At 60.1% G+C, this 23,019-nt stretch carries 19 protein-coding genes; 11 read left to right on the top strand and 8 right to left on the bottom strand.

Features of this window, described 5'->3' with window-relative positions:
- The first annotated feature begins 36 nt into the window (after positions 1–36).
- From gmd to QRN48_RS08545, 3 genes are all read left to right on the top strand, one after another.
- Positions 37–1,068: a GDP-mannose 4,6-dehydratase gene (gene gmd, locus QRN48_RS08555; protein WP_037018062.1), complete on the top strand. Its 1,032-nt coding sequence runs from the start codon at positions 37–39 to the stop codon at positions 1,066–1,068.
- Positions 1,068–1,964, top strand: a complete 897-nt coding sequence (locus QRN48_RS08550) for a GDP-mannose 4,6-dehydratase (RefSeq protein ID WP_285350044.1) — start codon at positions 1,068–1,070, stop codon at positions 1,962–1,964. The genes gmd and QRN48_RS08550 overlap by 1 nt, the downstream gene beginning before the upstream one ends.
- 135 nt (positions 1,965–2,099) lie before the next feature.
- Positions 2,100–3,221 carry a glycosyltransferase family 4 protein gene (locus QRN48_RS08545; protein ID WP_285350042.1) on the top strand — a complete coding sequence of 374 codons (1,122 nt, stop codon included), beginning with the start codon at positions 2,100–2,102 and terminating at the stop codon, positions 3,219–3,221.
- A gap of 383 nt (positions 3,222–3,604) precedes the next feature.
- On the opposite strand, the gene rhlE1 is transcribed toward QRN48_RS08545, so the two are convergent.
- Together rhlE1 and yedA are read right to left on the bottom strand one after the other, a co-directional pair.
- Positions 3,605–4,942, bottom strand: a complete 1,338-nt coding sequence (gene rhlE1 / locus QRN48_RS08540; protein ID WP_285350040.1) for an RNA helicase RhlE1 — start codon at positions 4,940–4,942, stop codon at positions 3,605–3,607.
- Between the two features lie 60 nt (positions 4,943–5,002).
- Positions 5,003–5,902 carry a drug/metabolite exporter YedA gene (gene yedA / locus QRN48_RS08535; RefSeq protein ID WP_191946033.1) on the bottom strand — a complete coding sequence of 300 codons (900 nt, stop codon included), beginning with the start codon at positions 5,900–5,902 and terminating at the stop codon, positions 5,003–5,005.
- Between the two features lie 454 nt (positions 5,903–6,356).
- Between yedA and QRN48_RS08530 the strand changes: the two genes are divergently transcribed.
- Complete coding sequence (locus tag QRN48_RS08530) at positions 6,357–8,651, top strand: DUF4214 domain-containing protein (RefSeq protein ID WP_285350038.1); 2,295 nt, start codon at positions 6,357–6,359, stop codon at positions 8,649–8,651.
- 192 nt (positions 8,652–8,843) lie between these two features.
- On the opposite strand, the gene QRN48_RS08525 is transcribed toward QRN48_RS08530, so the two are convergent.
- The 3 genes from QRN48_RS08525 to QRN48_RS08515 all read right to left on the bottom strand — a co-directional run bounded on the left by QRN48_RS08525 (position 8,844) and on the right by QRN48_RS08515 (position 11,858).
- On the bottom strand, positions 8,844–9,458 hold the full coding sequence (locus QRN48_RS08525; protein ID WP_191946035.1) for a 3'-5' exonuclease: 615 nt from the start codon (positions 9,456–9,458) through the stop codon (positions 8,844–8,846).
- A gap of 790 nt (positions 9,459–10,248) precedes the next feature.
- Positions 10,249–10,728, bottom strand: a complete 480-nt coding sequence (locus tag QRN48_RS08520; RefSeq protein ID WP_037018047.1) for an NYN domain-containing protein — start codon at positions 10,726–10,728, stop codon at positions 10,249–10,251.
- 302 nt (positions 10,729–11,030) lie between these two features.
- Complete coding sequence (locus QRN48_RS08515; RefSeq protein WP_191946036.1) at positions 11,031–11,858, bottom strand: DUF2076 domain-containing protein; 828 nt, start codon at positions 11,856–11,858, stop codon at positions 11,031–11,033.
- Between the two features lie 189 nt (positions 11,859–12,047).
- On the opposite strand from QRN48_RS08515, the gene QRN48_RS08510 reads away from it, so the two are divergent.
- Together QRN48_RS08510 and QRN48_RS08505 are read left to right on the top strand one after the other, a co-directional pair.
- Entirely contained in the window at positions 12,048–12,701 is a 654-nt protein-coding gene (locus QRN48_RS08510) for a YciC family protein (RefSeq protein ID WP_191946037.1), read from the top strand.
- A gap of 9 nt (positions 12,702–12,710) precedes the next feature.
- Positions 12,711–13,805: an endonuclease/exonuclease/phosphatase family protein gene (locus QRN48_RS08505; RefSeq protein WP_285350034.1), complete on the top strand. Its 1,095-nt coding sequence runs from the start codon at positions 12,711–12,713 to the stop codon at positions 13,803–13,805.
- A gap of 93 nt (positions 13,806–13,898) precedes the next feature.
- Here the strand turns inward: QRN48_RS08505 and QRN48_RS08500 are convergent, their stop codons facing one another.
- Complete coding sequence (locus tag QRN48_RS08500) at positions 13,899–16,028, bottom strand: TonB-dependent siderophore receptor (protein ID WP_502944585.1); 2,130 nt, start codon at positions 16,026–16,028, stop codon at positions 13,899–13,901.
- Positions 16,029–16,157: 129 nt separating this feature from the next.
- Positions 16,158–18,689 carry an ATP-dependent helicase HrpB gene (gene hrpB, locus QRN48_RS08495; protein WP_285350033.1) on the bottom strand — a complete coding sequence of 844 codons (2,532 nt, stop codon included), beginning with the start codon at positions 18,687–18,689 and terminating at the stop codon, positions 16,158–16,160.
- Between the two features lie 145 nt (positions 18,690–18,834).
- Between hrpB and pmcY the strand changes: the two genes are divergently transcribed.
- Complete coding sequence (gene pmcY, locus QRN48_RS08490) at positions 18,835–19,260, top strand: periplasmic Zn2+ metallochaperone PmcY (protein WP_037018032.1); 426 nt, start codon at positions 18,835–18,837, stop codon at positions 19,258–19,260.
- 24 nt (positions 19,261–19,284) lie between these two features.
- Positions 19,285–20,202, top strand: coding sequence for a cation diffusion facilitator family transporter (locus QRN48_RS08485; RefSeq protein ID WP_191946041.1), 918 nt, complete (start codon positions 19,285–19,287; stop codon positions 20,200–20,202).
- 270 nt (positions 20,203–20,472) lie between these two features.
- On the opposite strand, the gene QRN48_RS08480 is transcribed toward QRN48_RS08485, so the two are convergent.
- Entirely contained in the window at positions 20,473–21,264 is a 792-nt protein-coding gene (locus tag QRN48_RS08480) for a DUF6515 family protein (RefSeq protein WP_350310422.1), read from the bottom strand.
- Here QRN48_RS08480 and QRN48_RS25170 point away from each other — a divergent pair.
- From QRN48_RS25170 to QRN48_RS08470, 3 genes are all read left to right on the top strand, one after another.
- Positions 21,223–21,846 (top strand): hypothetical protein, encoded by a 624-nt coding sequence (locus QRN48_RS25170; RefSeq protein WP_420850634.1) that lies wholly within the window; start codon positions 21,223–21,225, stop codon positions 21,844–21,846. The genes QRN48_RS08480 and QRN48_RS25170 overlap by 42 nt on opposite strands.
- A 255-nt stretch (positions 21,847–22,101) precedes the next feature.
- Positions 22,102–22,581, top strand: coding sequence for an Lrp/AsnC family transcriptional regulator (locus QRN48_RS08475; protein ID WP_037018030.1), 480 nt, complete (start codon positions 22,102–22,104; stop codon positions 22,579–22,581).
- A gap of 24 nt (positions 22,582–22,605) precedes the next feature.
- Positions 22,606–22,800, top strand: coding sequence for a DUF2788 domain-containing protein (locus QRN48_RS08470; protein WP_191946042.1), 195 nt, complete (start codon positions 22,606–22,608; stop codon positions 22,798–22,800).
- Positions 22,801–23,019 lie beyond the last annotated feature (219 nt).

Raw genomic sequence — 23,019 nt, 5'->3', positions numbered from 1 at the left:
GCAGTAGCGCACCCAAACGGAGTTCAAAGGATTCGCATGAAAGCAATCGTTACCGGCATCACTGGTCAAGACGGCGCCTACCTGGCTGAACTGCTGCTTGGCAAGGGCTACACCGTCTACGGCACCTATCGTCGTACCAGTTCTGTCAATTTCTGGCGGATCGAAGAACTGGGCATCCAGAACAATCCAAACCTGCACTTGGTCGAATACGACCTGACAGACCTCTCGGCCAGCATCCGTCTGCTGCAGACCACTGAAGCCACCGAGGTGTACAACCTCGCCGCGCAGAGCTTCGTGGGTGTTTCCTTTGAGCAGCCAATCACCACCGCCGAAATCACCGGCCTGGGCGCTGTCAACCTGCTGGAAGCCATCCGTATCGTTAACCCGAAAGTCCGCTTCTACCAAGCGTCGACTTCCGAGATGTTCGGTAAGGTTCAGGCCATTCCTCAGGTCGAGGACACTCCGTTCTACCCGCGCAGCCCTTATGGCGTTGCCAAGCTGTACGCACACTGGATGACCATCAACTATCGCGAGTCGTACGGCATTTTTGCGACCAGCGGCATCCTGTTCAACCACGAGTCGCCACTTCGCGGCCGTGAGTTCGTAACGCGCAAAATTACTGACACTGTTGCCAAGATCAAGTTGGGTCTTCAGGACTCGCTGGTACTGGGCAACATGGACGCCAAGCGCGACTGGGGCTTTGCCAAAGAGTACGTCGAAGGCATGTGGCGCATGCTGCAGGCTGATGAGCCGGACACCTTCGTCCTGGCCACCAACCGCACTGAAACCGTTCGTGACTTCGTCGCGATGGCGTTCAAGGCTGTCGGTATCACCATCAACTGGAGTGGTGAAGCGGAAGAAGAGAAAGGCACCTGCGCCGACACTGGCAAGGTCCTGGTCTCGGTCAATCCTAAGTTCTACCGTCCGACTGAAGTTGAGCTGTTGATCGGTAACCCGGCCAAGGCCAAGGAAGTCTTGGGCTGGGAGCCGAAGACCAACCTGGAAGAGCTGTGCCGCATGATGGTGGAAGCCGACCTGCGTCGTAACGAGAAAGGGTTTTCGTTCTGATGAGTATGGCCGGCAAGCGCGCGCTGATAACGGGTATTCATGGATTCACGGGGCGCTACATGGCGGCCGAGCTCGTAGCCCAAGGCTGCGAGGTCGTCGGTCTGGGCAGTCATCCGTCCGACGATGCCAATTATCATCAGGCTGACCTCACCGATCTGGTGGGTCTGAGCAAGCTGCTGGCAGAGCTTCAGCCGGACATCGTTGTTCATCTCGCAGCATTGGCCTTTGTCGGGCACGGCGCAGCGGATGCGTTCTATCAGGTCAACCTGATCGGTACGCGCAACCTGCTCGAAGCCATTGCTCACTGCGGCAAAACGCCTGAAAGCGTTTTGATCGCCAGCAGTGCCAATGTGTACGGCAATGCGTCGGAGGGGTTGCTTGACGAGAGCACCACACCGGCGCCGGCCAACGATTACGCCGTCAGCAAGCTGGCCATGGAATACATGGCCAGTCTGTGGTTCGGGCGGTTGCCGATCATCATCGCGCGTCCGTTCAACTACACCGGCGTGGGGCAGGCGGATAACTTCCTGCTCCCGAAAATCGTCAAACACTTCCGCGAGAAGGCCGACAAGATCGAGCTGGGCAACCTGGATGTGTGGCGTGACTTCAGCGACGTCCGTGCGCTGGTGTCCGCCTACCGCGGGCTGCTGGAGGCCAAGCCGTTTGGTCAGTACGTGAACGTCAGTTCGGGCAAGACTCACTCGCTCCGCGAAGTGCTCGACATGTGTCGCGCCATCACGGGCCACGACCTTACCGTCGAAGTGAACCCTGCTTTCGTGCGAGCCAACGAGGTGAAGACCCTGTGTGGTGACAACAGCAAGCTGAAGTCTCTGGTCCCAGGCTGGCAGACACCCGAGCTGAGCGAAACGCTTGGCTGGATGCTGGCCGACGCGTAACTCCGCAACATCCAACCCGAAGCGCTGTGAGGCGCTTCGGGTTTTCCTTTATTCTCCGCACCACACATCTCCGCTTTATACGCAAAGCACACCTCGCGAGAACAGCGGACGTTATCGTTTCGTCAGAGAATGCTGATGACCAAAGTTTTGCACTTCTTCAAGACCTACTTCCCGGAAAGCAAGGGCGGTGGCGTCGAGCAAGTCATCTTTCAGCTGGCACAGGGTTGTCAGGCTCACGGTATCCATTCCGAAGTGCTTTCCCTGAGCAAGGAAGGGGCGGCGCGTAACGAGACGGTCGGCAACCACATTGCCCATCGATCGAAGCAGGACTTGTACGTGGCCTCGACAGGTTTTTCGCTGTCGGGCATTCGGGACTTCAAGGAATTGGCGAGCGAAGCGGACATCGTGCATTACCACTTCCCGTGGCCATACATGGACATTGCGCACTTCGCCGCGCAGATCAATAAGCCGACGGTGGTGAGTTACCACTCGGACATCATTAAGCAGAAGACGCTGCTCAAGCTGTATGCGCCGCTGATGAATCGCTTCCTCGGCAGCGTGGACCGTATTGTGGTGTCCTCCCCCAACTACGCCGCCAGCAGCGATGTACTGACTCGCTTCAAGGATAAGGTGGAGATCATTCCGTTTGGTCTTGATCGAGCCACCTACCCTGCCCCGTCGCCTGCGAAGCTTGCGCACTGGAAACAGCAACTGGGCGAACGCTTCTTTTTGTTCGTCGGTGCGCTGCGTTATTACAAGGGCCTCGACTTCCTGCTGGAAGCTGCGGCGAAGAATCGCTTGCCGGTGGTGATCATGGGCGGCGGGCATCAGGAGCTTGAACTCAAGGCCAAGGCCAATGCGCTTGGGCTCGACAATGTCCTGTTTGTGGGCAGCCTGCCGGATGAAGACAAGAACGCGCTGCTGATGCTGTGTGAGACGTTTGTCTTTCCGTCACACCAGCGTTCGGAGTCGTTCGGCATCTCGCTGCTGGAAGCGGCGATGTATGGCAAGCCTATGATCTCGTGCGAGATGGGCACGGGGACCACCTTTATTAACATCGCGAACGAGACGGGGCTGGTCGTGGCGCCGCGTGATTCAAATGCGTTGGCGGTGGCGATGGAGACGCTCTGGAATGACAGAGAGCTCGCTAAGCAGATGGGATTGAAAGCGGTGCAGCGGTTTGAGTCGATGTTTACGGCGCCGACGATGGTGAAGGCGTACGCCGATTTGTATCAGGACGTGCTGCGCAAGCGATAGGCATTTTTGTAGGACTGGCTTTAGCCTGGAAAGGGGCATTGTCACGCCGCAGGATTGATGGCGATCACACCTGCCTATTCCCGGCTGAAGCCGGTCCCACTGACCGCAGCGTTCACCCTGTGGACCGGTTTTAGCCGGGAAGGCGTCAGTGGTCACGCCGCAGGATTGATGGCGATCACACCTGCCTATTCCCGGCTGAAGCCGGTCCCACTGACACAGCGCGGTCACCTAGTGGGACTGGCTTTAGCCGGGAAGGCGTCGGTTGTCACGCTGAAAATCTGACGGTGCTCATGCAGGCCTCTTCCCGGCTGAAGCCGGTCCTGCATTGATCGCGCTGAAGTCCGGGCACTGGTGAGATCGCCCGGACTCGCGCCGTATTTTCCTTACGGCTTACGCTTGCGCGGCCCGGTGTTGAACACCGGCACTTTCCGAACAGGCTTGGCCGCTGGCACTTCCGCCGCAGTCTCTCCGCTGTCTACCCACTTACCGAGGTTGCGTTTACCGCCGCCCCCGCTGGTTTTGGGTTTCTTCGGTTTTTTCGGCTTTTTGAGAATTTGCCCGGTGGCATCGGTCACCGGTACGCGGTGTTCCGGGATGAAGTCGGGTTCTTCGCGGCGTTGCAGGGTCTGGCGGGTCAGCACTTCGATGGCGCTGAGCAAGTCGACCTCGTCGGCGCACACCAGAGAGATCGCTTCGCCGGTCTGGCCCGCGCGGCCGGTGCGACCGATGCGGTGGATGTAGTCTTCGGCAACGATCGGCAGGTCGAGGTTGACCACGGTCGGCAGGTCGTCGATGTCCAGACCACGGGCGGCGACATCAGTGGCGACGAGGATCTGCACGTCACCGCTCTTGAAACGATCCAGTGCGCGCTGGCGAGTGGCTTGGGGTTTGTCGCCGTGAATGCCGTCGGCGTTGATGCTCAGGCCTTGCAGGCGCTCCACCAGTTGATCGACGCCGACGCGGGTCTTGGCGAATACCAGCACCTGGCTCCAGCGCTGCTTTTTGAGCAGATGAATAAACAGCTCGCTTTTACGCTTCTTGTCGACGGTGACGATCCACTGCTTGACCGACGACGCCGCCACGTTGCGCGGGCTGACTTCGATGCTCAGCGGGTTGTCGAGCATTTGCTCGGCCAGCGCGCGAATGGCATCGGAGAAGGTCGCGGAGAACAGCAGCGTCTGGCGACGTTTCGGCAAGGCGGCGTAGATGCTGCGCAGCTCTTCGGAGAAGCCCAGATCGAGCATGCGATCAGCTTCGTCGAGGATCAGCGTTTGCAGCTGGGAAAACTTGACGGCGTTCTGGCGATGCAGATCGAGCAAGCGACCGGGGGTGGCCACCAGCACGTCGACGCCTCGGCGCAGCTTCATCATCTGCGGGTTGATGCTCACGCCGCCATAGGCCGCGTAAGTGGTCAGCGGCAGGTGTTCGCCGTATTGAGCGATGGCTTCGTGAACCTGTTCGGCCAGCTCGCGGGTCGGCACCAGGATCAGCGCACGCACCGAGTTAGGGGCGACTTTGGGGCCTTCCATGGTCAGGCGTTGCAGCAACGGCAGCGCGAAGCCCCCGGTTTTGCCGGTGCCGGTCTGGGCGGCGGCCATGAGGTCGCGGCCTTCGAGCACGGGCGGGATGGCCCGGGCCTGAACGGGGGTGGGCGTCTGGTAGCCCAGTGTTTCGAGGGCACGCAGCAGGGGTTCGATCAGGCCGAGGGAGGCGAATGTCATTTGAATACCGTTGGAAAAAGATCAGCGCACACGCGTCTGTAGAAGACGATTGCGCGCAGTTTACCCTTTCTCTACCGGTTTCTGCTTGCGCCACTGCGGCAGGCCGATGAGCACGACGGCGCTGATGATCACCGCCATCGCCGCGCCTTCTGCCCAGCCGATGTGTTCGCCCGCGAACAACACGCCGAGCAGCACCGCCACCGCGGGGTTGACGTAGCAATAGCTGGTCGCGGCAGCGGGTCGGACATTTTTGAGCAGGTACATGTAGGAGCTGAACGCGACGATGGAGCCAAACACCACCAGATAGGCCATCACCAGCCAGCCGGACAGGCCGGGGGACTGGGTGACGCGCTCACCGCTGACGAAGCTCCCGAGCAGCAGCACGGCGCCGGCCACCAGCATTTCGCAGGCGCTGGCCATGGGTCCTGAAGGCAGCGGCAGGTAGCGGCTCCACACCGAACCGAACGCCCAGGTGGCGGCGGCAAAGATAACCAGCGCCGCGCCCATGGGGCTGGCCTGCAGGTTGGAGCCAAGGTTGAGTAGGGAGATGCCGACGAGGCCGAGCAGGATGCCGGCCCATTCAAGGCCGGTATTGCGATGGCCCCAGAACAGACCGAACAGCAAGGTGAAGAGTGGCACCGAGGCCACCGCCAGTGCGGCAACGCCGGAGGCAACGCCCGCATGTTCCGCCAGGGTGACGCCGCCATTGCCGCAGGCGAGCAACAGAAAGCCGATCATGCCGGCGGCCTTCCATTGTTTCCAAGTAGGCATCGGCGCGCCGCGAAAGCGCATGAAGGCGAACAGGATGGAGCCGGCGATGGTGAAGCGCACCCCGGCCATCATCAGTGGGGGCCAGGTCTCAATGCCGATGCGGATGGCGAGGTAGGTTGAGCCCCAGATCACATAAAGCGCGAAAAAGGCCCCGATGAGCAGCAGGGGAAAACGGCGGGCGGCAGGCATGAAGGGCTCTGGTGCAGTCATTTATTGTGGGACTGATTCTAGAAATGTCCGGGGCAATGACGTCAGTTACAAATGGGGATTATTCGACCCGTACACTTTTAGCGCATTCCCCGGCGTCTTCCCCCTGTCTTTCATCGGCTGCAGAAATAAACGGCCTTAAGTCACAAGAAAACGTGCCGACAACTTCATCAGTAATGGGATTGAGGGGGTTTAGGCGTGCCCTGGCGTACCTTCTCGCCGAGTAAACACCAGCGTCATTTCAAGGCGAGGGAAACTCGCTCGAGGGTCACAACGCCCGCTTTCAAGCCGTTTCAGCGGTTTGAAGTCATCCCGATCCTTACCCGATTCTCGCTTCATTGATTTGGGCAGGCATGCCTTGCCCCGGAGTTTCTACATGTGTTCAGTGTGCGATGCGCTCACCCAACTTTGGGCCGAAGGAGCAACCGGCCAAGGCGTGAGCAAACAGACAGCCACCAGCCAGGCGGTTCTTGGACATCTGACGCTGGACCAGCAAGCCAGCTACCTGACCGATGGGTTTTGGTACGATTCCTATGGCGGTTCCCAGCACCACTTTGACGTGCATGCCGGTGGGTCGCTCACCGTCAATTTGGCCAGCTTGAGTGCGAACGCCCAGGCTGTTGCGCGATCTGCGCTGCAAACCTGGACCAACGTCAGTGGCCTCCACTTTGTAGAAACCTCCGCTGCCGCTGCGATCAATTTCAGCGAAAACAAAAGCGGCGCATACAGCAGCTCCAATTACGTCGGCAGCGTTATCTCGGACAGCAGCGTTAACATCGCTTCCGATTGGGTGAATTACGGTCGGTATTATCAGCAAACCTATATTCATGAAATCGGCCACGCGCTGGGGTTAGGCCATGCGGGCAATTACAACGGCGACGCGGTCTTTCCCAACGATGCCTTCTATCAAGAGGACAGCTGGAAATATTCGATAATGTCCTACTTCAGTCAGGACCAGAATATTTACTCCGATGCCTCCTTCGGCTACGTCGCTACGCCCATGTTGGCAGACATCGTGGCCATCCAGTCACTGTACGGCACCGCCGTTACCCGCACGGGTAACGATACTTACAGTTTCAACAATAATGCGACTAACACCGGAACCGACTTTACGCCTGGCTTGGTGGCCACGATTTATGATTCGGCCGGCAATGACACGATCAACGTCAGCGCCTATGTCGGCGCTCAAATAGTCGATTTGAGAAGTGAAGCTTTTTCCAGCGTGTACGGCGGCCTGTCGAATATTGCAATCGCACGCGGCACAGTTATCGAGAACGCGATTACTGGTGCAGGTGCGGATGCGCTGATCGGCAATGCCAGTGACAACTTTCTCAATGCAAACGCGGGCAATGACTTGCTGCAAGGCGGCGATGGCAATGATCGGCTGATGGGTGGAACCGGCTCGGATTTGCTCTACGGTGGCAACGGCATCGACACCGCTGTGTATGCGGAGGTAGGGGGCCGTTATTTCGCAACCTACGATGCCGCGCTTGTAAGAAATGCCACCTTAAGCGTTCATGATGCGCAATCGTCCGATGTGGACACGCTCTCAAGCATCGAACAGTTGGCTTTCATGGACCGCAGTGCCAGTCTGGACGAACTGCTCATGGCTTTTCGCAGCCGGTATGGCGCGTTCAACGGCGAGAGTGACGCCACTGTTTCGCTGAGTTTTAGTACGGACCTTCATCACATCGCGCTCACTGAGGACCAGGCTGACGTCGCCAGGCTCTATGCAGTGTTCGGTCGTACGCCCGATTATCAAGGTTTGAATTACTGGCTGGCGCAGCAGGCGATGGGCAGTTCGTACGCAGAGATTCGCGATGCTTTTGTGAATTCCGCTGAAGTAGTACAGCGCTACAGCGTGCTTGATAACCGGGACTTTGTCCTTGATCTGTATAAGACCCTGCTGCATCGCACGGGCGATGATTCAGGTGTGTCGTACTGGAACACGCTTCAGGAACATGGTTTAAGTCGAACAGCAGTCATTGACAACTTACTTAACTCGCGCGAGAGCCGAGACTTCTCCGAAGGCGAAACGGGATTCATAAGGATCGTGGATCATAACGCCTGGAATAACCTGGATATGATGGTGGGCAAGGGTTTAGCCATTGGCACGGCTGGTGATGATCAGATCAGCGAGCAGGAAGTCAGGCTGGACAGCACCGCGGGCTCATATCTGTTGGGCAACGCCGGTGTCGACACGTTTATTTTCAACGACGCTGCATCCGCCTACAGGATTAGCGCACTCGGTACCGACGCGCTATCAATCGGTCGCTCCACAGGTGCTGCTGCGCACTTTGAGCTGAGTGGCTTCAATGTGCTTGATTTCGCAGATCGCGATGTGTTCATTCTCGACTCGGCGCAGGCGAGTATTGGCCGCCTGTATACCATTCTGGATCGTGCTCCAGATACCGAAGGCCTGAAGTTCTGGCTGTCTGTGGGCGCTTCAGGCGAAACCGGTGCGCAGCTTGCGAATACCTTTGTACAATCTGCCGAATTTTCCCAGAGCCTGCCCAATGGCAGCAACGCAGCCTTTGTAGACCAGCTGTATAACAAGGTGCTGGGCAGAGGGAGCGACGCTGACGGCCTGGCCTATTGGGTCCACTCGCTGGAAAGCGGCACAAGCCGTGGGCAGGTCGCATTCAATATTGCCAACGTGGCGGAGTCTGCTGCACTAACCGAAGGCGATGCCGGGTTCATCCACTTGGTCGGGCATGCAGACTGGGCTTAAGCCTCCTGCGCCAGAGGCTGGATAACCCTGCGGAGGAACATCCTGCAGGGTTTCATCCCGCCTGGCTTGTTGGAAACGCATTTGCACGCGCAAGCTCCCTCGGCACGCAGGCACTTCGAGCAGGTGGAGGCATTGCAAAGACTGGCTATCGCCAATACCTGTCCAAACGCTGAGCCGATTACAAGAACAGGGCTAGAGCCCCCGATGCTTGCTTATCGCTTCGGCAATCTTCTTCGCCGGAACCTTCTGCAATGTACACAGCAACTGGTGGGAAACGCCCGCCAGGCCATGGGTGTCGCGCAGTTGATGGCCCAGGTGCAGCGTGAGGTTGGCGGCCATTTCGGCATCGGCCATGGCCCGGTGAGCCTTGCCGGTGTGGGGCAGGCCCGCCCAGCTGGTGAGGGTGCCGAGTTTGTGGTTGGGCGCGCTTGGCAGTAGACGCCGCGCGAGCAACATAGAACAGGCAAAGCTTTGCACGCGATTGCGCTTGATGCGCGACAGCTCGAAATCCCAGAACTTCTGGTCGAAAGAGGCGTTGTGCGCCACCAACGGCGTCAGGCCGACGAACTCGGCGACTTCGTTCATCACGCGTTCGGCCGGTGGCGCTGTGCGCAGCATGCTGTTGCTGATGCCGGTAAGGGATTCGATAAACGACGGAATGCGCACGCCGGCGTTCATCAGGCTCTGATAACGCTCGACGATCACACCCTGCTCGACGATGACCACAGCGATTTCCGTGGCGCGGCAGTAGCTGCTGGGGGAAATGCCGGTGGTCTCGAAGTCGATGACGGCGATGCGTTCTTGCATGGAATGACCTTCAAAAAATAGCGGGTTTTTCGCGTTTTAGGTATTAGCGCTGCGCGAATGCAGCAGTGAACACCCCTTCGGCGAACACGACACGCCCCCGTAGGAGCTGTCGGAGGTTACGACGGTGGCGAACGCGGTGGGTCAGTCGAACCATAATAATCAGACAGATCGGGTTCGCCAGCAAGCCGGCTCCTACAGGTTTGGCGGTGTTTGTCACTTTGCGGTCACGTCTCGCGAACAACGTGGTTTCAATCAACGCAGACCGGCTGGCCGCGCGGCTCAACCTCGGAAATCGTCCTGGTGGCTCACCACTGATCGCCTTCGTGGCACGCCCCTGATCGACTCCACGCACGTCCCTGATCGACTTCACGCACGCCTCTGTAGGAGCTGTCGGAGGTTACGACGGTGGCGAACGCGGTGGGTCAGTCGAACAATGATGATCAGACAGATCGGGTTCGCCAGCAAGCCGGCTCCTACAGGTTTGGCGGTGTTTGTCACTTTGCGGTCACGTCTTGCGAACAACGTGTTTTAAATCAACGCAGACCGGCTGGCCGCGAGGCTCAGTCTCGGAAATCGTTCTGGTGGCTCACCACTGATTGCCTTCGTGGCACGCCCCCGTAGGAGCTGTCGGAGGTTACGACGGTGGCGAACGCGGTGGAGCAGTCCACCCGTGATCATGAGCCGGGCCGGGTTCGCCAGCAAGCCGGCTCCTACGGGTTCGGCGGTGTCAGCCTTTGCGGCCAAGTCTAGCGAACAATGTGGTTTCAATCGGCACTGGTCAGCATGGCAATCACGCCCTGAGCAGCAACCCGCCTTCAATCGGCACATATCGGCTGGCGGCGCGTATCAACGAATTCGCGGTCAACCCGGGCACGCCGTAGGCAATCGCTTCGACGCCGTGCTTGCTGATGATGCGCTCCAGCAGCAGGTCGAAATCTCCATCGCCCGACGCCAGCACCACCTCATCGACATTCGGCGCAACGTCCATGATGTCGATGGTGATGCCCACGTCCCAGTCGCCTTTGGCCGAGCCGTCGCTGCGCTGGATGTAGGGCTTGAGTTTGACGGTAAAACCGAGGTTGCGCAGGATCTGCTGGAATTGCTGTTGCTTGCTGTCGCCACGGTCAATGGCATAGGCATACGCCTCGACGATCTCGCCACGCTGGCTGATGTCGGCCCACAGGGCGGCGTAGTTGAAGTGGCAACCGTGAGCCTGACGTACTGTGTAATACAGGTTTTGTACGTCGGCGAAGACCGCGATTCTTCTCACCCAAATTCCTCAATGCGCTGACAAGCGACAGGGGCCGAAAACCGGACCGGCGCTCAGTATGCCAGTTTGAGGGAGGGATTGAAGGATTGGGTGTGGAGGTGACTGCGGGACACAATCTGTATTCCTGACACCCCGCAGTCGCGATTCATCCCAGAACGGTGTAGGAGCGCGCTTGCCCGCGAAGAGGCCGGTACATCCGATACATATCTGTCGTCGGAACAAATTCTTCGCGGGCAAGCGCTCCTACAGGGACTGCTGACCCACCGCGTTTCCACAGGGCGGTGGGGTTTGCGCCTACGAGGTCAGACGAACGAATCGTCGTCATCAAACATGCCACCACCTGTGTCGCCGCCGTAATCGGTGTCGGCAAACCCGTTTGGATCACTGCCCCAGGCATCATTGCCGGTGTTGTCATTTCCCGTCACGCGCTGCTGATCATCACCCCAACCACCGCTGCCGCCTTGATCATGTTCGGCGGCAGGCAGCGCCGGCTGTTCCTGGATGATCTCGACGATTTCCTGCGGTTGGCTGTTGTGGTGGAACAGGCTGCTGATGCCCTCGGCCAGCATCACACCACCGGCCACGCCTGCTGCGGTTTTCAGCGCGCCGCCCAGAAAGCCACTGCCGACCGGTGCAGCCGGGGCCTGTTGCGGTTGGGCATAGTTTTGCTGTGGCTGAGCGTAGTTCTGCTGCGGCGCGTTGTAGGGCGGCGGGCTTGCAGGACCGCTGTCACGCCAGCCGCCAGTGGAAGGCTGCGGGCTCGATGGGCGAGAAAACGACGAAGCCGGCTGCTGAGCCTGCGGTTCACGCGAGCCGCCGCCGAAGATGCTCGACAGGAACCCGCCGCCGCTGTTGGACGGCGCGGCGGGCGCTGCGGCTCGCAGGCGCTGCAATTCCGCCTGCAATTGCTGGATCTGCTCGTCGCGCTGACGGCTCTGAGTTTCCAGCTGCTTGATCGCGACTTCCTGCACCAGAATCGACTGCGCCATGTAGTAAGGCGCGGCAGGCTGGCGAGTCAGGTGCTCCTTGATCAGCGCTTCGGCCTGCGCGTCACGGGGGGCCGATTCGGTTTCCGCTTGTTTGAGTTTGCCAAACAAGCCGTCGATCAGGGTTTGTTCTTCGCTGTTCATGGCGACCTCGTTAGATTGCCGTAGGAATTCTGTTTCGAGCCATTGCTCGGACGCATCCAGTAATGGGGGCCTTCAAGGGGGATTCAATAGGATGTAAAAAAAGTTAAGAACACCCGCCTCATCCCGCCGGTTGGCCCGTTCTGCGGGTCTACGTTACAGTGTTGGCCTGCTTAGCCCTGTGATCCGTTCATGAATCCGCTGACCATTCTGCAAGACTCGCTGTACTTCTTCCGACGCAACTTCGGCAGCATTCTCACGCTGTGCCTGCCGCTGGTGATTCTGGAGGCACTGACCAAGCAACTGATCGGCTTTGGCCAAGGCCCCGGGACCGTGCAATTGCTGGTCGGTTTGCTGTTTTACCCCCTCTACACCGGCGCATTGATTCTCTTTCTGGACGCAAAAACGCGCGGCGAAGAGCCTCCCAAGGCGAATCTGTTTGCCGCAGCGCTGCGCCTGTGGCCCATGTTCGCAGTCCTGACCGCGTTGAGCACGCTGTTGATTATGGCCGGGATGTCGCTGTTCATCCTGCCGGGCGTGTGGGTGATGATCAAACTGGTCCTGTCGGAGTACCTGCTGGTGCTGCGTGGCATGGGCCCGCTTGAGGCGATGCGCGAAAGCTTCAGGATGACCCAGGGCCACGTGCTGCGCATTTTCACCTGCGTGTTGTGCGTTTACATTCCGCTGTCGCTGCTGGAAGCCCTGAGCTACTACGTGTTGCCGGACCAGCAAAGCCCGATGCTGTCGATCGCGGTGGACAGCGTTTCCAGTTTCTTGCAGTTGTTCATCAGCGTGGTGATGTTCCGGCTGTTCATGCTCATCGACACCCCCGCCCGGCCGACCTGAGGCACGACGATGGCCCGTCCGGTGCGCTATCTCCTGTACGTCGCGGTGTTCGTCGGGCTGTCCGGGATTCTGCTGTATGACCTGACCTGGCATCCTGCCCGACGGGAGAACGTGGCGGTGTCCTGCAACGCGATGGATGCAAAGCCACCGGTGCTGGCGGCAGGTCAGACGCTCAAGGTGATGACCTGGAATATTCAATACCTGGCCGGCAAACGATACGTGTTCTGGTACGACCTGCCCGATGGCAGCGGCCCGGACGAACGCCCTACCCCGGAGGACCTGGCCTATAACCTCGACGAGGTGGCGCGGGTCATTCGTGACGAGCAACCGGACGTTTTGCTGTTGCAGGAAGTTGACGACGGCGCGAAGAACACCGACTACGGCAACCAACTCGCCCTGCTTCAGGCGCGCGTCGCGGATCTCTACCCGTGCAGCACCGAAGCGTTTTACTGGAAGTCGGATTTTGTACCGGACCGGCACATCTTCGGCAGCGTCGGGCGCAAGCTGGCGACGCTGAGCCGGTATCAACTCGACAGCGCCGAACGCCTGCACCTGCCCTCCTCCTCCAGCAATTTCATCAGCCGACTGTTTCAGCCCCAACCTGCGCTGCTGGTCAGTTACCTCCCCCTCAGCGATGGCCGAAGCCTGGCCGTGACCAACACGCACCTGAGCGGCGTTGCGTCAGGCAGCGACGTGCAACAGCGACAGGTGGCGGCGGTGCGTCAGTTGCAACAATCCTTCGAGCAAAACGCCACGTTGTGGATCACCGGCGGCGACTTCAACTTGCTGCCGCTGGGGCAATATCAGCGACTGGCCGTTGAACAACGCGCACCGTATTCGGCGGTGAGTGAGCTTCAGGGCTTGTGGGAAAGCTTCCCGATGATCCCGAGCAACGACGAGGTGAACGGCGAGGACCGGCGCAAGTGGTACACCCGCTTCCCCAACGATCCCCGCATCAGCGGCCCGGACCGGACGCAGGACTTTGTGTTCTACAGCCCGGAATTGAAGAAGATTGAAGCGCGGGTGAGGCAGGCCGATACGTTGTTGATTTCTGACCACATGCCGGTGATTGCGCGGTTCAGCGTGCCAGCGAAGGCGGAGTAGAAAGACCGTTGTAGAGCCCTCTTTGCGGGCGCATGAGAGGGGCACTTGCTCCTGCCCGACCCGTGCCGGATTCCCCGGCACCGGTCGCTGCAATCAGAACGTGACGCTGGCCGTAAGTCGCGCGGTTCGGAGCGCGCCCTCCTCCACCTGGAGCGTGCTGCTGCCCGTGGTGGCCGGGTAGTATTCTCTGTTGAACAGGTTGTCGATGTTCAGCTGCAGACTGGTCTTGTAGTCATGGGTGGGTAAATCCCAGCGTACAAAGGCATCGGCCGTCGTGTAGCTGTCGAGCCAGAAGCTATTGGCATCGTCGCCCGGCCGCTCTCCGACGTATCGGGCACCTGCACCGACATGCCACTTGCCGGTTTCGGCAGGCAGCCCGAGTTGATGACTGAGGTACAGGCTCGCGGTGTGCATCGGCGCATTGGGCAAACGGTTGCCTTCCTGCTCAGGGGATTCTGCGTTTTTCAGCACCTCCGTGTGGTCATAGGCGTAAGTGCCGATGATGCTCCAGTTGCGCGCTATCTCTCCGGTCACATCCAGCTCGACCCCTCGCGAGCGGGCCTTCCCTACCGCCTCGTCAATGCTGTCGCCGTTGCTCTGCAGCACGCTGTTTACCAGGTTTTTCTTGACGATGTCATACACGGCCAGGTTGACGTTGAGCGCCTGGACCGGGCTGTATTTGATACCGACTTCGTAGCTGCGACCTTCGGTAGGCTTGAAGCTGTTGCCGGCATCGTCGGCATCATTCGGCACGAAGGAACGGCTGTAGTTTGCGTAGAGCGCGACGTTGTCGGCCGGCTGATAAACGATCCCGCCAAAGGGCAAAAATTTATCGCCGTTGGAATCGGCACCCGGTGCGTACGCGCTGCCCAGCCCTTGATCGCTGTATTGATCCCAGTGTTCCTGACGACCACCAAAGACCAAAATCCAGCGGTCATTGAGGTGCCAGTTGTCCTTGAAGTACGCCGAGGTCGTGACCAGGTTATTTTCGGCGTTGCTCTGCGCTGCGCTGACGGTCGAAGGCTCAGCGAGATTGCCGTAGGTGGGGTTCTGGATGTTGAGGTTGCCCGCAGAGCTACTGGCGTTGCGGTAGGTTTTGCCGCGGTATTTATCCAGCGACTCGTTGTCCACCCCGACGACGATCTCGTGCCGCTGGCCGAACAACTGCTGATCGCCTATGAAGTCCAGCGCGGTATAGCGGCTCTCATAGTCATAGTGCCCACCATTGGCGATCCGGCGCAGGTTGCTGCCGTTCAAGGTGCTGGGCTGGGCAATCGCCAGACTGTAACGATCCTCCGTCCAGCCGTAGGTCAACCGGCTTCGCCAGTCGTCATTGAGCTGGTACTCAAACTTTGCGGTAGTGCTTTGGCTGATGCCGACGGTCTTGGCCCAGCGCTCATCCAGGCGATCGCGGTAACTGATGTCGGCCGGGTGGCCTTTGACAAATACGGTGCCGCGGTCAAAGGGACTCGCGTAATCGTTGTAGGTGTAGGCAAGCGAGAAACTGGCGCGGTCGCCGACCCAGGCGATCGATGGCGCTATAAGCGTGTGCTCATCGACACCATAATTACGCCAGTAGTCCTCGTGGGAGCGCTCGGCAACCAGACGGTAAGCCAGATTGGTATCACCGAGCGGTCCGGTGGTGTCCACCCCAAGCGTCCCGCCGCCTTCACTGAAACCAGAGCCCGTCAATGTCGTGCTTTGGGTGAACTGCGGTTGCTTGCTGATCACGTTGATCAGCCCGCCCGGCTCCAGCGCGCCATACATCAGCGACGCAGGGCCCTTCAACACTTCCACGTGATCGGTGGTGGCGCCGAGATTGCGGCCAATCGCCGAGCGGACCCCGTCCCGCAAGATGGAGTTGTCGTCGTTGCTGCCAAATCCGCGCTTGATCACAGCATCCTTCGTGCCCCCCAAGGTATTCGTCTGTGACACACCACTAACGAAGCGCATGGCGTCATTCAGGTCTTTGACCTGATAGTCGTCCAGGGTTTGCGCAGTGACCGTGTTGACCGTTTGGGCTTCATCCCGATTCTGGGTTGAGGTCTTGCTGGCGGTACTCCCTTCAGAAACCGTATAGCTTCCCGAGCCGTCAGCTGCATCGCGTGTGGACTGGATGACACTGGGCGCCAGTTCGGTAACCGTCTGAGCAGCCGTTGCAAGACCAGGTAGAGCGGAGCACAGCAGGACTGATGCATGAATCCGGTTAAAGCGCTTGACCACGAGCTGACTCCGTAAATAAAACCAACGCAAATGCGATTCGTTATTATTACACGAGTTGAAGCGGCATTTACCTCATGGCGTGTGAAGTTGTTTTTCGTCCGCTCGTTGTCATGCCAGTGCGCAGCCCGTTTACTTCCTCGGCTTCACCCGCGCGGTCGGCTCGGCGATCAACGGATCGTCCGGCCAATAGTGCTTCGGATACCGGCCCTTCAAATCCTTCTTCACCTCGGCATAGGTGCTGCGCCAGAAATTGGCGAGGTCTTGGGTGACTTGCACCGGGCGGCGGGCCGGGGACAGTAGATGCAGTTTGACGCTCTGCCGGCCGTTGGCGATGCGCGGGGTGTCGGCCAGGCCGAACAGTTCCTGCAGGCGCACCGCAAGCACAGGCGGTGACTCGCTGTAGTCCAGGCGTACGGAGGACCCCGAGGGAACGGTCAAATGGTGCGGCGCCCACTCTTCGAGCCGCTGCGGCAAGGGCCACGGCAGCAGGTTATGCAGGATCGACGACAGGTCCAGATTGCCAAAGTGGCTCAACCGCGTGACCTTGCCCAGATACGGCAACAGCCAATGCTCCAGCGCTGCCAGCAACGCGTCATTGCTGACATCAGGCCACTCGCTTTCGCTCAGCTTTTGGAGATCCAGCTGACGCAGCAGACCGACGCGGGCTTGCCATTGGCGCAACTCCGGCGTCCATGGCAGCAGCTCCAGTCCTTTGCGTCGCACCAACGCCAGCAAGGCCTGGCCGCGCGCTGAATCATCCAGACCGGTCAACGGCTCACGGCTAATAATCAGCTCGCCAGCCTTGCGCTGACGCTCAGCGCGGAACACGCCTTCGCGCTCATCCCAATCCAGCTGATCGAACACCGTCACCTGCTCGGCCAGCACGCTTTCAAACAATGCAGGCTCGAACTCGGCCGCCAGGTAAATCCGCTCCTCGCGCTGGCCCTGCCGACTGCCCAGGTCAGCAATCACCAACCATGGCTGTTTCATCAGCGCGTCGGGTTCGGCAAACAAGGCGGCGCGGCCATTGGCGAGCCGATACTCCGCGCCACCAGGCCTGCGTTGTTGCGCGACACGGTCGGGATACGCCAACGCCAGCAGCGCGCCGAGCCAGCGAGGATGATCAGGGTCAGTGACCGCTTTGCATGCCGCCCCCCTTAGATACCCGCGATATTGCCGAGACAACTGCCGTGCCCTTTGCACCCCGCCCTGGGCGCCTTTCGCGGCTCGCTCGGCGCCCGCCAGCAGCGTCAGCCGACTGTGCAGATCGGCACCGGCGCCGCGCAGAATATCGCGCTCGCCCAACAGCGCAGCCACATCGCACGCCAGCGCACCCAAGCCAAGCTCATGACCACGCAACAACAAATGGGCGATGCGCGGATGGGCAGGCACCTGCGCCATCGACTGGCCGTGGGCAGTGATTTTCCATGCGCCGCCCGGCTCCCGCGTTAAAGCGCCCAGTCGTGCCAGCAGGTCCTGGGCCTGGGCATAGGCAGCCGCCGGCGGCAGGTCCAGCCAGATCAAGTGCGCCGGCTCGACACCCCATCGCGCGAGCTGCAAGGCCAGGCCGGCCAGATCGGCCTGAAGGATCTCGGCCGCGCCGTACGCCGCCAGTTGATCGTGCTGCGCCTCGGACCACAATCGATAGCACACACCCGGTTCAAGCCGCCCTGCCCGGCCCGCGCGTTGAGTCGCGCTGGCCCGGGATATCCGCTGCGTATCAAGACGCGTCATGCCGCTGCCGGGATCGAAGCGTGGCACCCGCGCCAGCCCCGCGTCGACAACCACCCGAACGCCGTCGATGGTCAGGCTGGTTTCGGCGATATTTGTGGCCAGCACGACTTTGCGTTTGCCTTTGGGGGCGGGCTCGATTGCCGCACGCTGGGCGCTCAGATCGAGTTCGCCGTGCAACGGACACAACATCACGTCACTGCGCTCGCCAATCGAATCAGCCAGTTGCTGATTGACGCGACGGATCTCCGCCTGCCCAGGCAGAAATACCAGCACGCTGCCGGATTCGTTGCCCAGCGCATCAAGCACGGTTTGCACCACGCGCGGCTCGATGAACTCTCCCGGCTGAAAAGGCCGCCCCCACTGCATCGACACCGGGAACATGCGTCCCTCGCTGCTGATAACCGGCGCGTCGTCGAGCAAACCCGACAGGCGCTCGCCTTCGAGGGTTGCCGACATCAGCAAAATCTTCAGTGGCTGCTCGTCACGAAACAGTGCCCGTCCGTTGAGGGTCAGGGCCAGCGCCAGATCAGCGTCGAGGCTTCGTTCATGAAACTCGTCGAATATAAGCAGCCCGACGCCTTCCAGCGAAGGGTCATCCTGCAAGCGCCGGGTGAGAATGCCCTCGGTGACCACTTCGATGCGGGTATCCGGGCCGACTTTGCTGTCCAGGCGAATCCGGTAACCCACGGTCTCGCCGACGCGCTCCCCCAGCTCGCTCGCTAATCTTTCAGCAGCAGCACGCGCAGCCAGACGCCGCGGCTCAAGCATCAGGATGGTCTGCCCCGCCAGCCAGTCTTCATGCAGCAGCGCCAGCGGCACGCGCGTGGTTTTGCCCGCGCCGGGCGGCGCTTCGAGCACCGCCTCGTTGCGGTCGGCAAAGGCCTGACGCAAAGCGGGCAGGACGGCATCGATGGGCAGTGAATTCATGTGGGCTCCTGAAACAGGGCGACGATTATACGGCCGCGGCTAAAGCTTTGTTCATCTGCGCCCACCGAACTCCCTCCCCCCACGGATACTCTTATTGCTTAGGCGTTTGCCTTGTATAGTTGCGACTTCTTCTGAGGAGATCCCCATGCGCATTCCTTCCCGTTTGATTGGCGGTGTTCTGGTTGCCAGTCTGCTGACGCAACTGACTGCCTGCGGCAGTATTTTTTACCCTGAACGTCGTGGCCAGATTCAGGGCAGCGGCCGGATGGACCCGGCTATTGTCATCCTCGACGCCATCGGCCTGCTGTTCTACATCATCCCCGGCGTAATCGCTTTCGGCGTGGACTTCGCTACGGGCGCGATCTACCTGCCAGGCGGCAAACAAGCGCAGGTCGATCCGCAGAAGCTGGCGCCGGCGGTTCGCACTGACGGCACGGTCGACAATCTCAAACTGCAGGCCATTATCCAGACTGAACTGGGCCGCTCGCTGCCATTGGACGACCCGCGCCTGATTCAGCACAAAGGCAGTACCCAGCAGCTTGCCGCTCTGGGCCTCGTGCCGTCGGCTTGAGTTTTTTGATTTGAAGGAAGCGCCATGAGCACCAGCCCCGAACACGCCCGCTTATTGCGTCTGGCCACCCGTGCGTCGCTTGCGGTCGCCAGCATCCTGATTGTCGCCAAAGCGGTGGCATGGTGGCTCAGCGGTTCCGTCAGTTTGCTGGCCGGCCTTACAGACTCCTTGCTTGATGGCGCGGCGTCGTTTCTCAATCTGCTGGCGGTGCACTACGCATTGCGCCCGGCTGATGACGATCACCGTTATGGTCACGGCAAAGCCGAAGCGTTGTCAGGCATGGCGCAGGCGTTGTTCATTGCGGTGAGTGCGTTTCTGATCGGCTTTCAGGCGATCGATCGCATTCAACACCCGCATCCGCTCGGTGATCCGGGGCTGGGCTTGCTGGTGATGGTGTTGTCGATTGGCCTGACGATCGCGCTGCTGACGCTGCAGCACCGCGTTGTCAAGGCGACTGGCTCGGCGGCAATTCGCGCGGACTCGCTGCATTACCGGTCGGACCTGCTCCTCAATTTCAGCATCATGCTGGCGCTTGGGCTGGCGTATTACGGCTATTCCCAGCTGGACGCCTATTTCGGTCTGGCCATCGCGTTTTACATTCTGTGGAGCGCGATCTCCATCGCCCGCGAGACCGTGTCGGTGCTGATGGACGCGGAGTTGCCCGTGGACGTCAGCGCAAAGATGCTCGAACTGGCCGAGGGCGTACCGGGCGTGTTGGGCGCGCACGACCTGCGCACTCGGATTTCAGGCAACCACTGGTTTGTACAACTGCACCTGGAACTGCCGGGCACGCTGACGCTGTCGGTGGCGCATGACTTGTGCGAGCGGGTTGAAGCGGCGATTCAGCAGGCATTCCCCAAAGCCGAAGTGCTGGTGCATGCCGATCCTCAGGAAGTCGTGAACCGCGATGGCGCACACCAACGCGGCCCGATTTTGAGTTGACAACGCCTTTGTGGGACCGGCTTTAGCCGGGAAGCTGTCAGGCGTCACACCGCAGATTTGACGGCGCACACACCGGCCTCTTCCCGGCTGAAGCCGGTCCCACTGACTCACCGCGTGCACTTGTGGACATTGGGTGTACATGCCTTTGTGGGACCGGCTTTAGCCGGGAAGGCGTCGGTTGTCACGCCGCAGATTTGATGGTGTTCAAACCGGCCTCTTCCCGGCTGAAGCCGGTCCCACTCAGGCATATGCGGTTACAGACCCGCGCTGTTACTGCTGAATGCTATACCCCCGCCCTGCATAACAACTGGCCATCGCCTGACGGTACACACCCAGCACTTCCGGTGCGGGTTGGTAGCCGGCGCTGGCCGGGTCGAAGTTGCTCTGCTGCACCGCGTAACGGTAGCAATCGTAGCGATCCTGTTCGATTTCCTGTTGCGGCTTGCCGTTAGGCGGATAGGCCACCACGTCGTAGGGGTTCGCTGCCTGCTGAATCGGCTGCTGCTGCGGCTGCTGCGGTGAATAGACCGGCTCGACACCCTGCGGCGGCTCGGCCACCACGTATTCCTGGGTGTTCTGCTCGTAGGTGTAATACGTCCCGGCAGCGACGAAGAACAGCGAGCTGCCCAGCCAGACCTGTTGCGCGTAGTCCGGCAGGTAGCGGACGCGAACACCGCGCGGCGGCTCTACGACCACATAACGCGGCCCTTGCGGGCGATACCAGTACCCGCTGGAGTAGTAATAATCCCCACCGCGATAGGGCACCCGCGAATAACCGCCTGGCATGCGGTCGATCTGGTAGCCGGGACGATAACGTGGGCCCGCGCCCCAACCGTCGCCATGTCCACCGGGACGGCCGCCCTGCCAGTTGCCGTTGTCGGGGCGATGATCACCCCCGCGCCAGCGGGTGTCCTGAGGTTGGTCCCGGTAAAAACCCTGACGCGGCTCCTGCGTCTGAACGACCGTGTCAGGCCGACCCTGAATGGGCAGGCCACCCTGACGGTCCTGCAGCTGACGCTGTTGCTGCTGCTGTTCCTGCTGACGGCGTTGCTGGTCCTGCATCTGCTGACGCTGTTGCTGTTGTTGCTGCTGCTGTTGGCGTTGGTCGTCGCGCAGGTTGCGCTCGCGTTCCTGCTGCTGGCGCTGCTGATTGGCGCGCTCTTGCTGATTCTGCTGAATCTGCCGATTTTGTTGCAGCTGTTCCTGCTGACGCTGCTGCTGTTGCTGCTGCGCCTGCTGTTGGCGTTGTTGCTGCTGCTGACGCTGTTGATCGTCGGCAAAGCCGCGCTGGTTCTCTTGCTGCTGGCGCTGCATCTCGAAGCCGCGCTGCTGCTGTTGGCGCTGCTGCTGTTGCTGCTGTTGCTGCTGCTGATTATTGTCGTCGGCCAACACCTGAGCACTGATGCTCAAGGCCAAGAGACTGACACCTGCCAAACGCCAGATGCGCATATTCATGCTTTCCTCACTGCGGCGCGGATACCTATGGATAGGACTGCGGGTCGGGTGCGCCGTTCGCCGCACTCTATCAGCGTGGCGAACGAAACCCTAGAAGCGCTAGCGCCGTTCAGTGCTGAATTTCGGGCGCAAAAAAAGAGGGCTCAATGGCCCTCTCTCGAATACTTCGTCCTGGCTCGACGCTTTTGACGCCGGCTCACCTCGCATCGTCTTCTGGACAGTGCGTAGCCCGGTGGCCTGATCAACCCTGTCGGGCTGGAGGCCGCGGCTGGCCTGATTGGGCGGGCCGCACTGGACGCTATGTCCGGGCAGTGATTCTGGTTAAAAGAATAGGCCTCTGCAGGTGACACAAGATTGCGAATGTTGCTGATGAAAACACCGCTTGCGCAATAATTCTCCTCAGATGGATAATCCAGCGCAATCCATTCATTAAAGGCCCTCATCGTGAGCAAGCTCGACAGATATGACCTGAGTATTTTGGCCGAACTGCAGCGGGACGCGCGCATCTCCAATCAGGAGCTGGCCGAGCGCATCGGCCTGTCGCCCTCGCCCTGCTCCCGACGCGTGAAGCAACTGGAGGACGACGGCTATATCGTGCGCCAGGTCGCGCTGCTGGACCGCAAAAAGCTGGGACTAAGCCTAACCGCTTACGTGCTGATCGGCATGGACCGTCACACGCCTGACCGCTTCGAGAACTTCGAGCAGCACATCCTCAACCTCCCGCAAGTACTGGAGTGCAGCCTGGTGACCGGGATCGACGCCGATTACCAGCTCAAGGTGGTCGTGCCGGACATGGACCATTATCAGAAATTCCTCCTCGGCCACCTGACCCGTATCGATGGGGTGACCAGCGTGCGCTCGAGCTTTGTGCTGAACCAGGTACTGGCGAGCACCGAACTGCCGCTGGTTCATTTGCGCGGCTAACTCGCGTCTGGCAAGGAGTCGTGCATGGATCCGGCAGCGTTCGAAAAATGGATGATGACGCTCCTGATCACGGGGCTGGTCGGGTTCATGGGTTTCATCGTCTGGGACCTGGCGAAGAAGTCCAAAGCCGGACGTTTCGGCACCTTTCTTCTTTTCGGAGTGCTGGGCCTTGGGATTCTGGCGTTTGTGATCAAGAGTGTGGTGATCGCGTATCTGTAGTGACAAGGCTGCGACCAAAAGCCCAGCTCGCGCAGCGCTGCACACCCCCACTGTAGGAGCGCGCTTGCCCGCGAAAGATAGAGCAAGCACCCAATTCCGCGCTGACACACCATCAATCCCCCATATGCAGCAGGTACACCCGACACCTCTCCGGCGCCGGCAAGATTTTTCGCGGGCAAGCGCGCTCCTACACCTGTCAGCATTCGTCCAGTCAGCAAC

Source organism: Pseudomonas sp. ME-P-057, from assembly GCF_030208975.1.
GTDB classification, from domain to species: domain Bacteria; phylum Pseudomonadota; class Gammaproteobacteria; order Pseudomonadales; family Pseudomonadaceae; genus Aquipseudomonas; species Aquipseudomonas lutea.
The sequence above is the reverse complement of the archived record's forward strand: the minus strand, read 5'-3'. Positions and strand labels throughout refer to the sequence as shown.

What these genes read in the sequence shown, in the direction of transcription:
- gmd (WP_037018062.1), top strand. Translation starts at nt 37, where the DNA reads ATGAAAGCAATCGTTACCGGCATCACTGGTCAAGACGGCGCCTACCTG.
- QRN48_RS08550 (WP_285350044.1), top strand. Translation starts at nt 1,068, where the DNA reads ATGAGTATGGCCGGCAAGCGCGCGCTGATAACGGGTATTCATGGATTC.
- QRN48_RS08545 (WP_285350042.1), top strand. Translation starts at nt 2,100, where the DNA reads ATGACCAAAGTTTTGCACTTCTTCAAGACCTACTTCCCGGAAAGCAAG.
- rhlE1 (WP_285350040.1), bottom strand. Translation starts at nt 4,942, where the DNA reads ATGACATTCGCCTCCCTCGGCCTGATCGAACCCCTGCTGCGTGCCCTC.
- yedA (WP_191946033.1), bottom strand. Translation starts at nt 5,902, where the DNA reads ATGCCTGCCGCCCGCCGTTTTCCCCTGCTGCTCATCGGGGCCTTTTTC.
- QRN48_RS08525 (WP_191946035.1), bottom strand. Translation starts at nt 9,458, where the DNA reads ATGCAAGAACGCATCGCCGTCATCGACTTCGAGACCACCGGCATTTCC.
- QRN48_RS08515 (WP_191946036.1), bottom strand. Translation starts at nt 11,858, where the DNA reads ATGAACAGCGAAGAACAAACCCTGATCGACGGCTTGTTTGGCAAACTC.
- QRN48_RS08510 (WP_191946037.1), top strand. Translation starts at nt 12,048, where the DNA reads ATGAATCCGCTGACCATTCTGCAAGACTCGCTGTACTTCTTCCGACGC.
- QRN48_RS08505 (WP_285350034.1), top strand. Translation starts at nt 12,711, where the DNA reads ATGGCCCGTCCGGTGCGCTATCTCCTGTACGTCGCGGTGTTCGTCGGG.
- hrpB (WP_285350033.1), bottom strand. Translation starts at nt 18,689, where the DNA reads ATGAATTCACTGCCCATCGATGCCGTCCTGCCCGCTTTGCGTCAGGCC.
- pmcY (WP_037018032.1), top strand. Translation starts at nt 18,835, where the DNA reads ATGCGCATTCCTTCCCGTTTGATTGGCGGTGTTCTGGTTGCCAGTCTG.
- QRN48_RS08485 (WP_191946041.1), top strand. Translation starts at nt 19,285, where the DNA reads ATGAGCACCAGCCCCGAACACGCCCGCTTATTGCGTCTGGCCACCCGT.
- QRN48_RS08480 (WP_350310422.1), bottom strand. Translation starts at nt 21,264, where the DNA reads ATGCAGGACCAGCAACGCCGTCAGCAGGAACAGCAGCAGCAACAGCGT.
- QRN48_RS08470 (WP_191946042.1), top strand. Translation starts at nt 22,606, where the DNA reads ATGGATCCGGCAGCGTTCGAAAAATGGATGATGACGCTCCTGATCACG.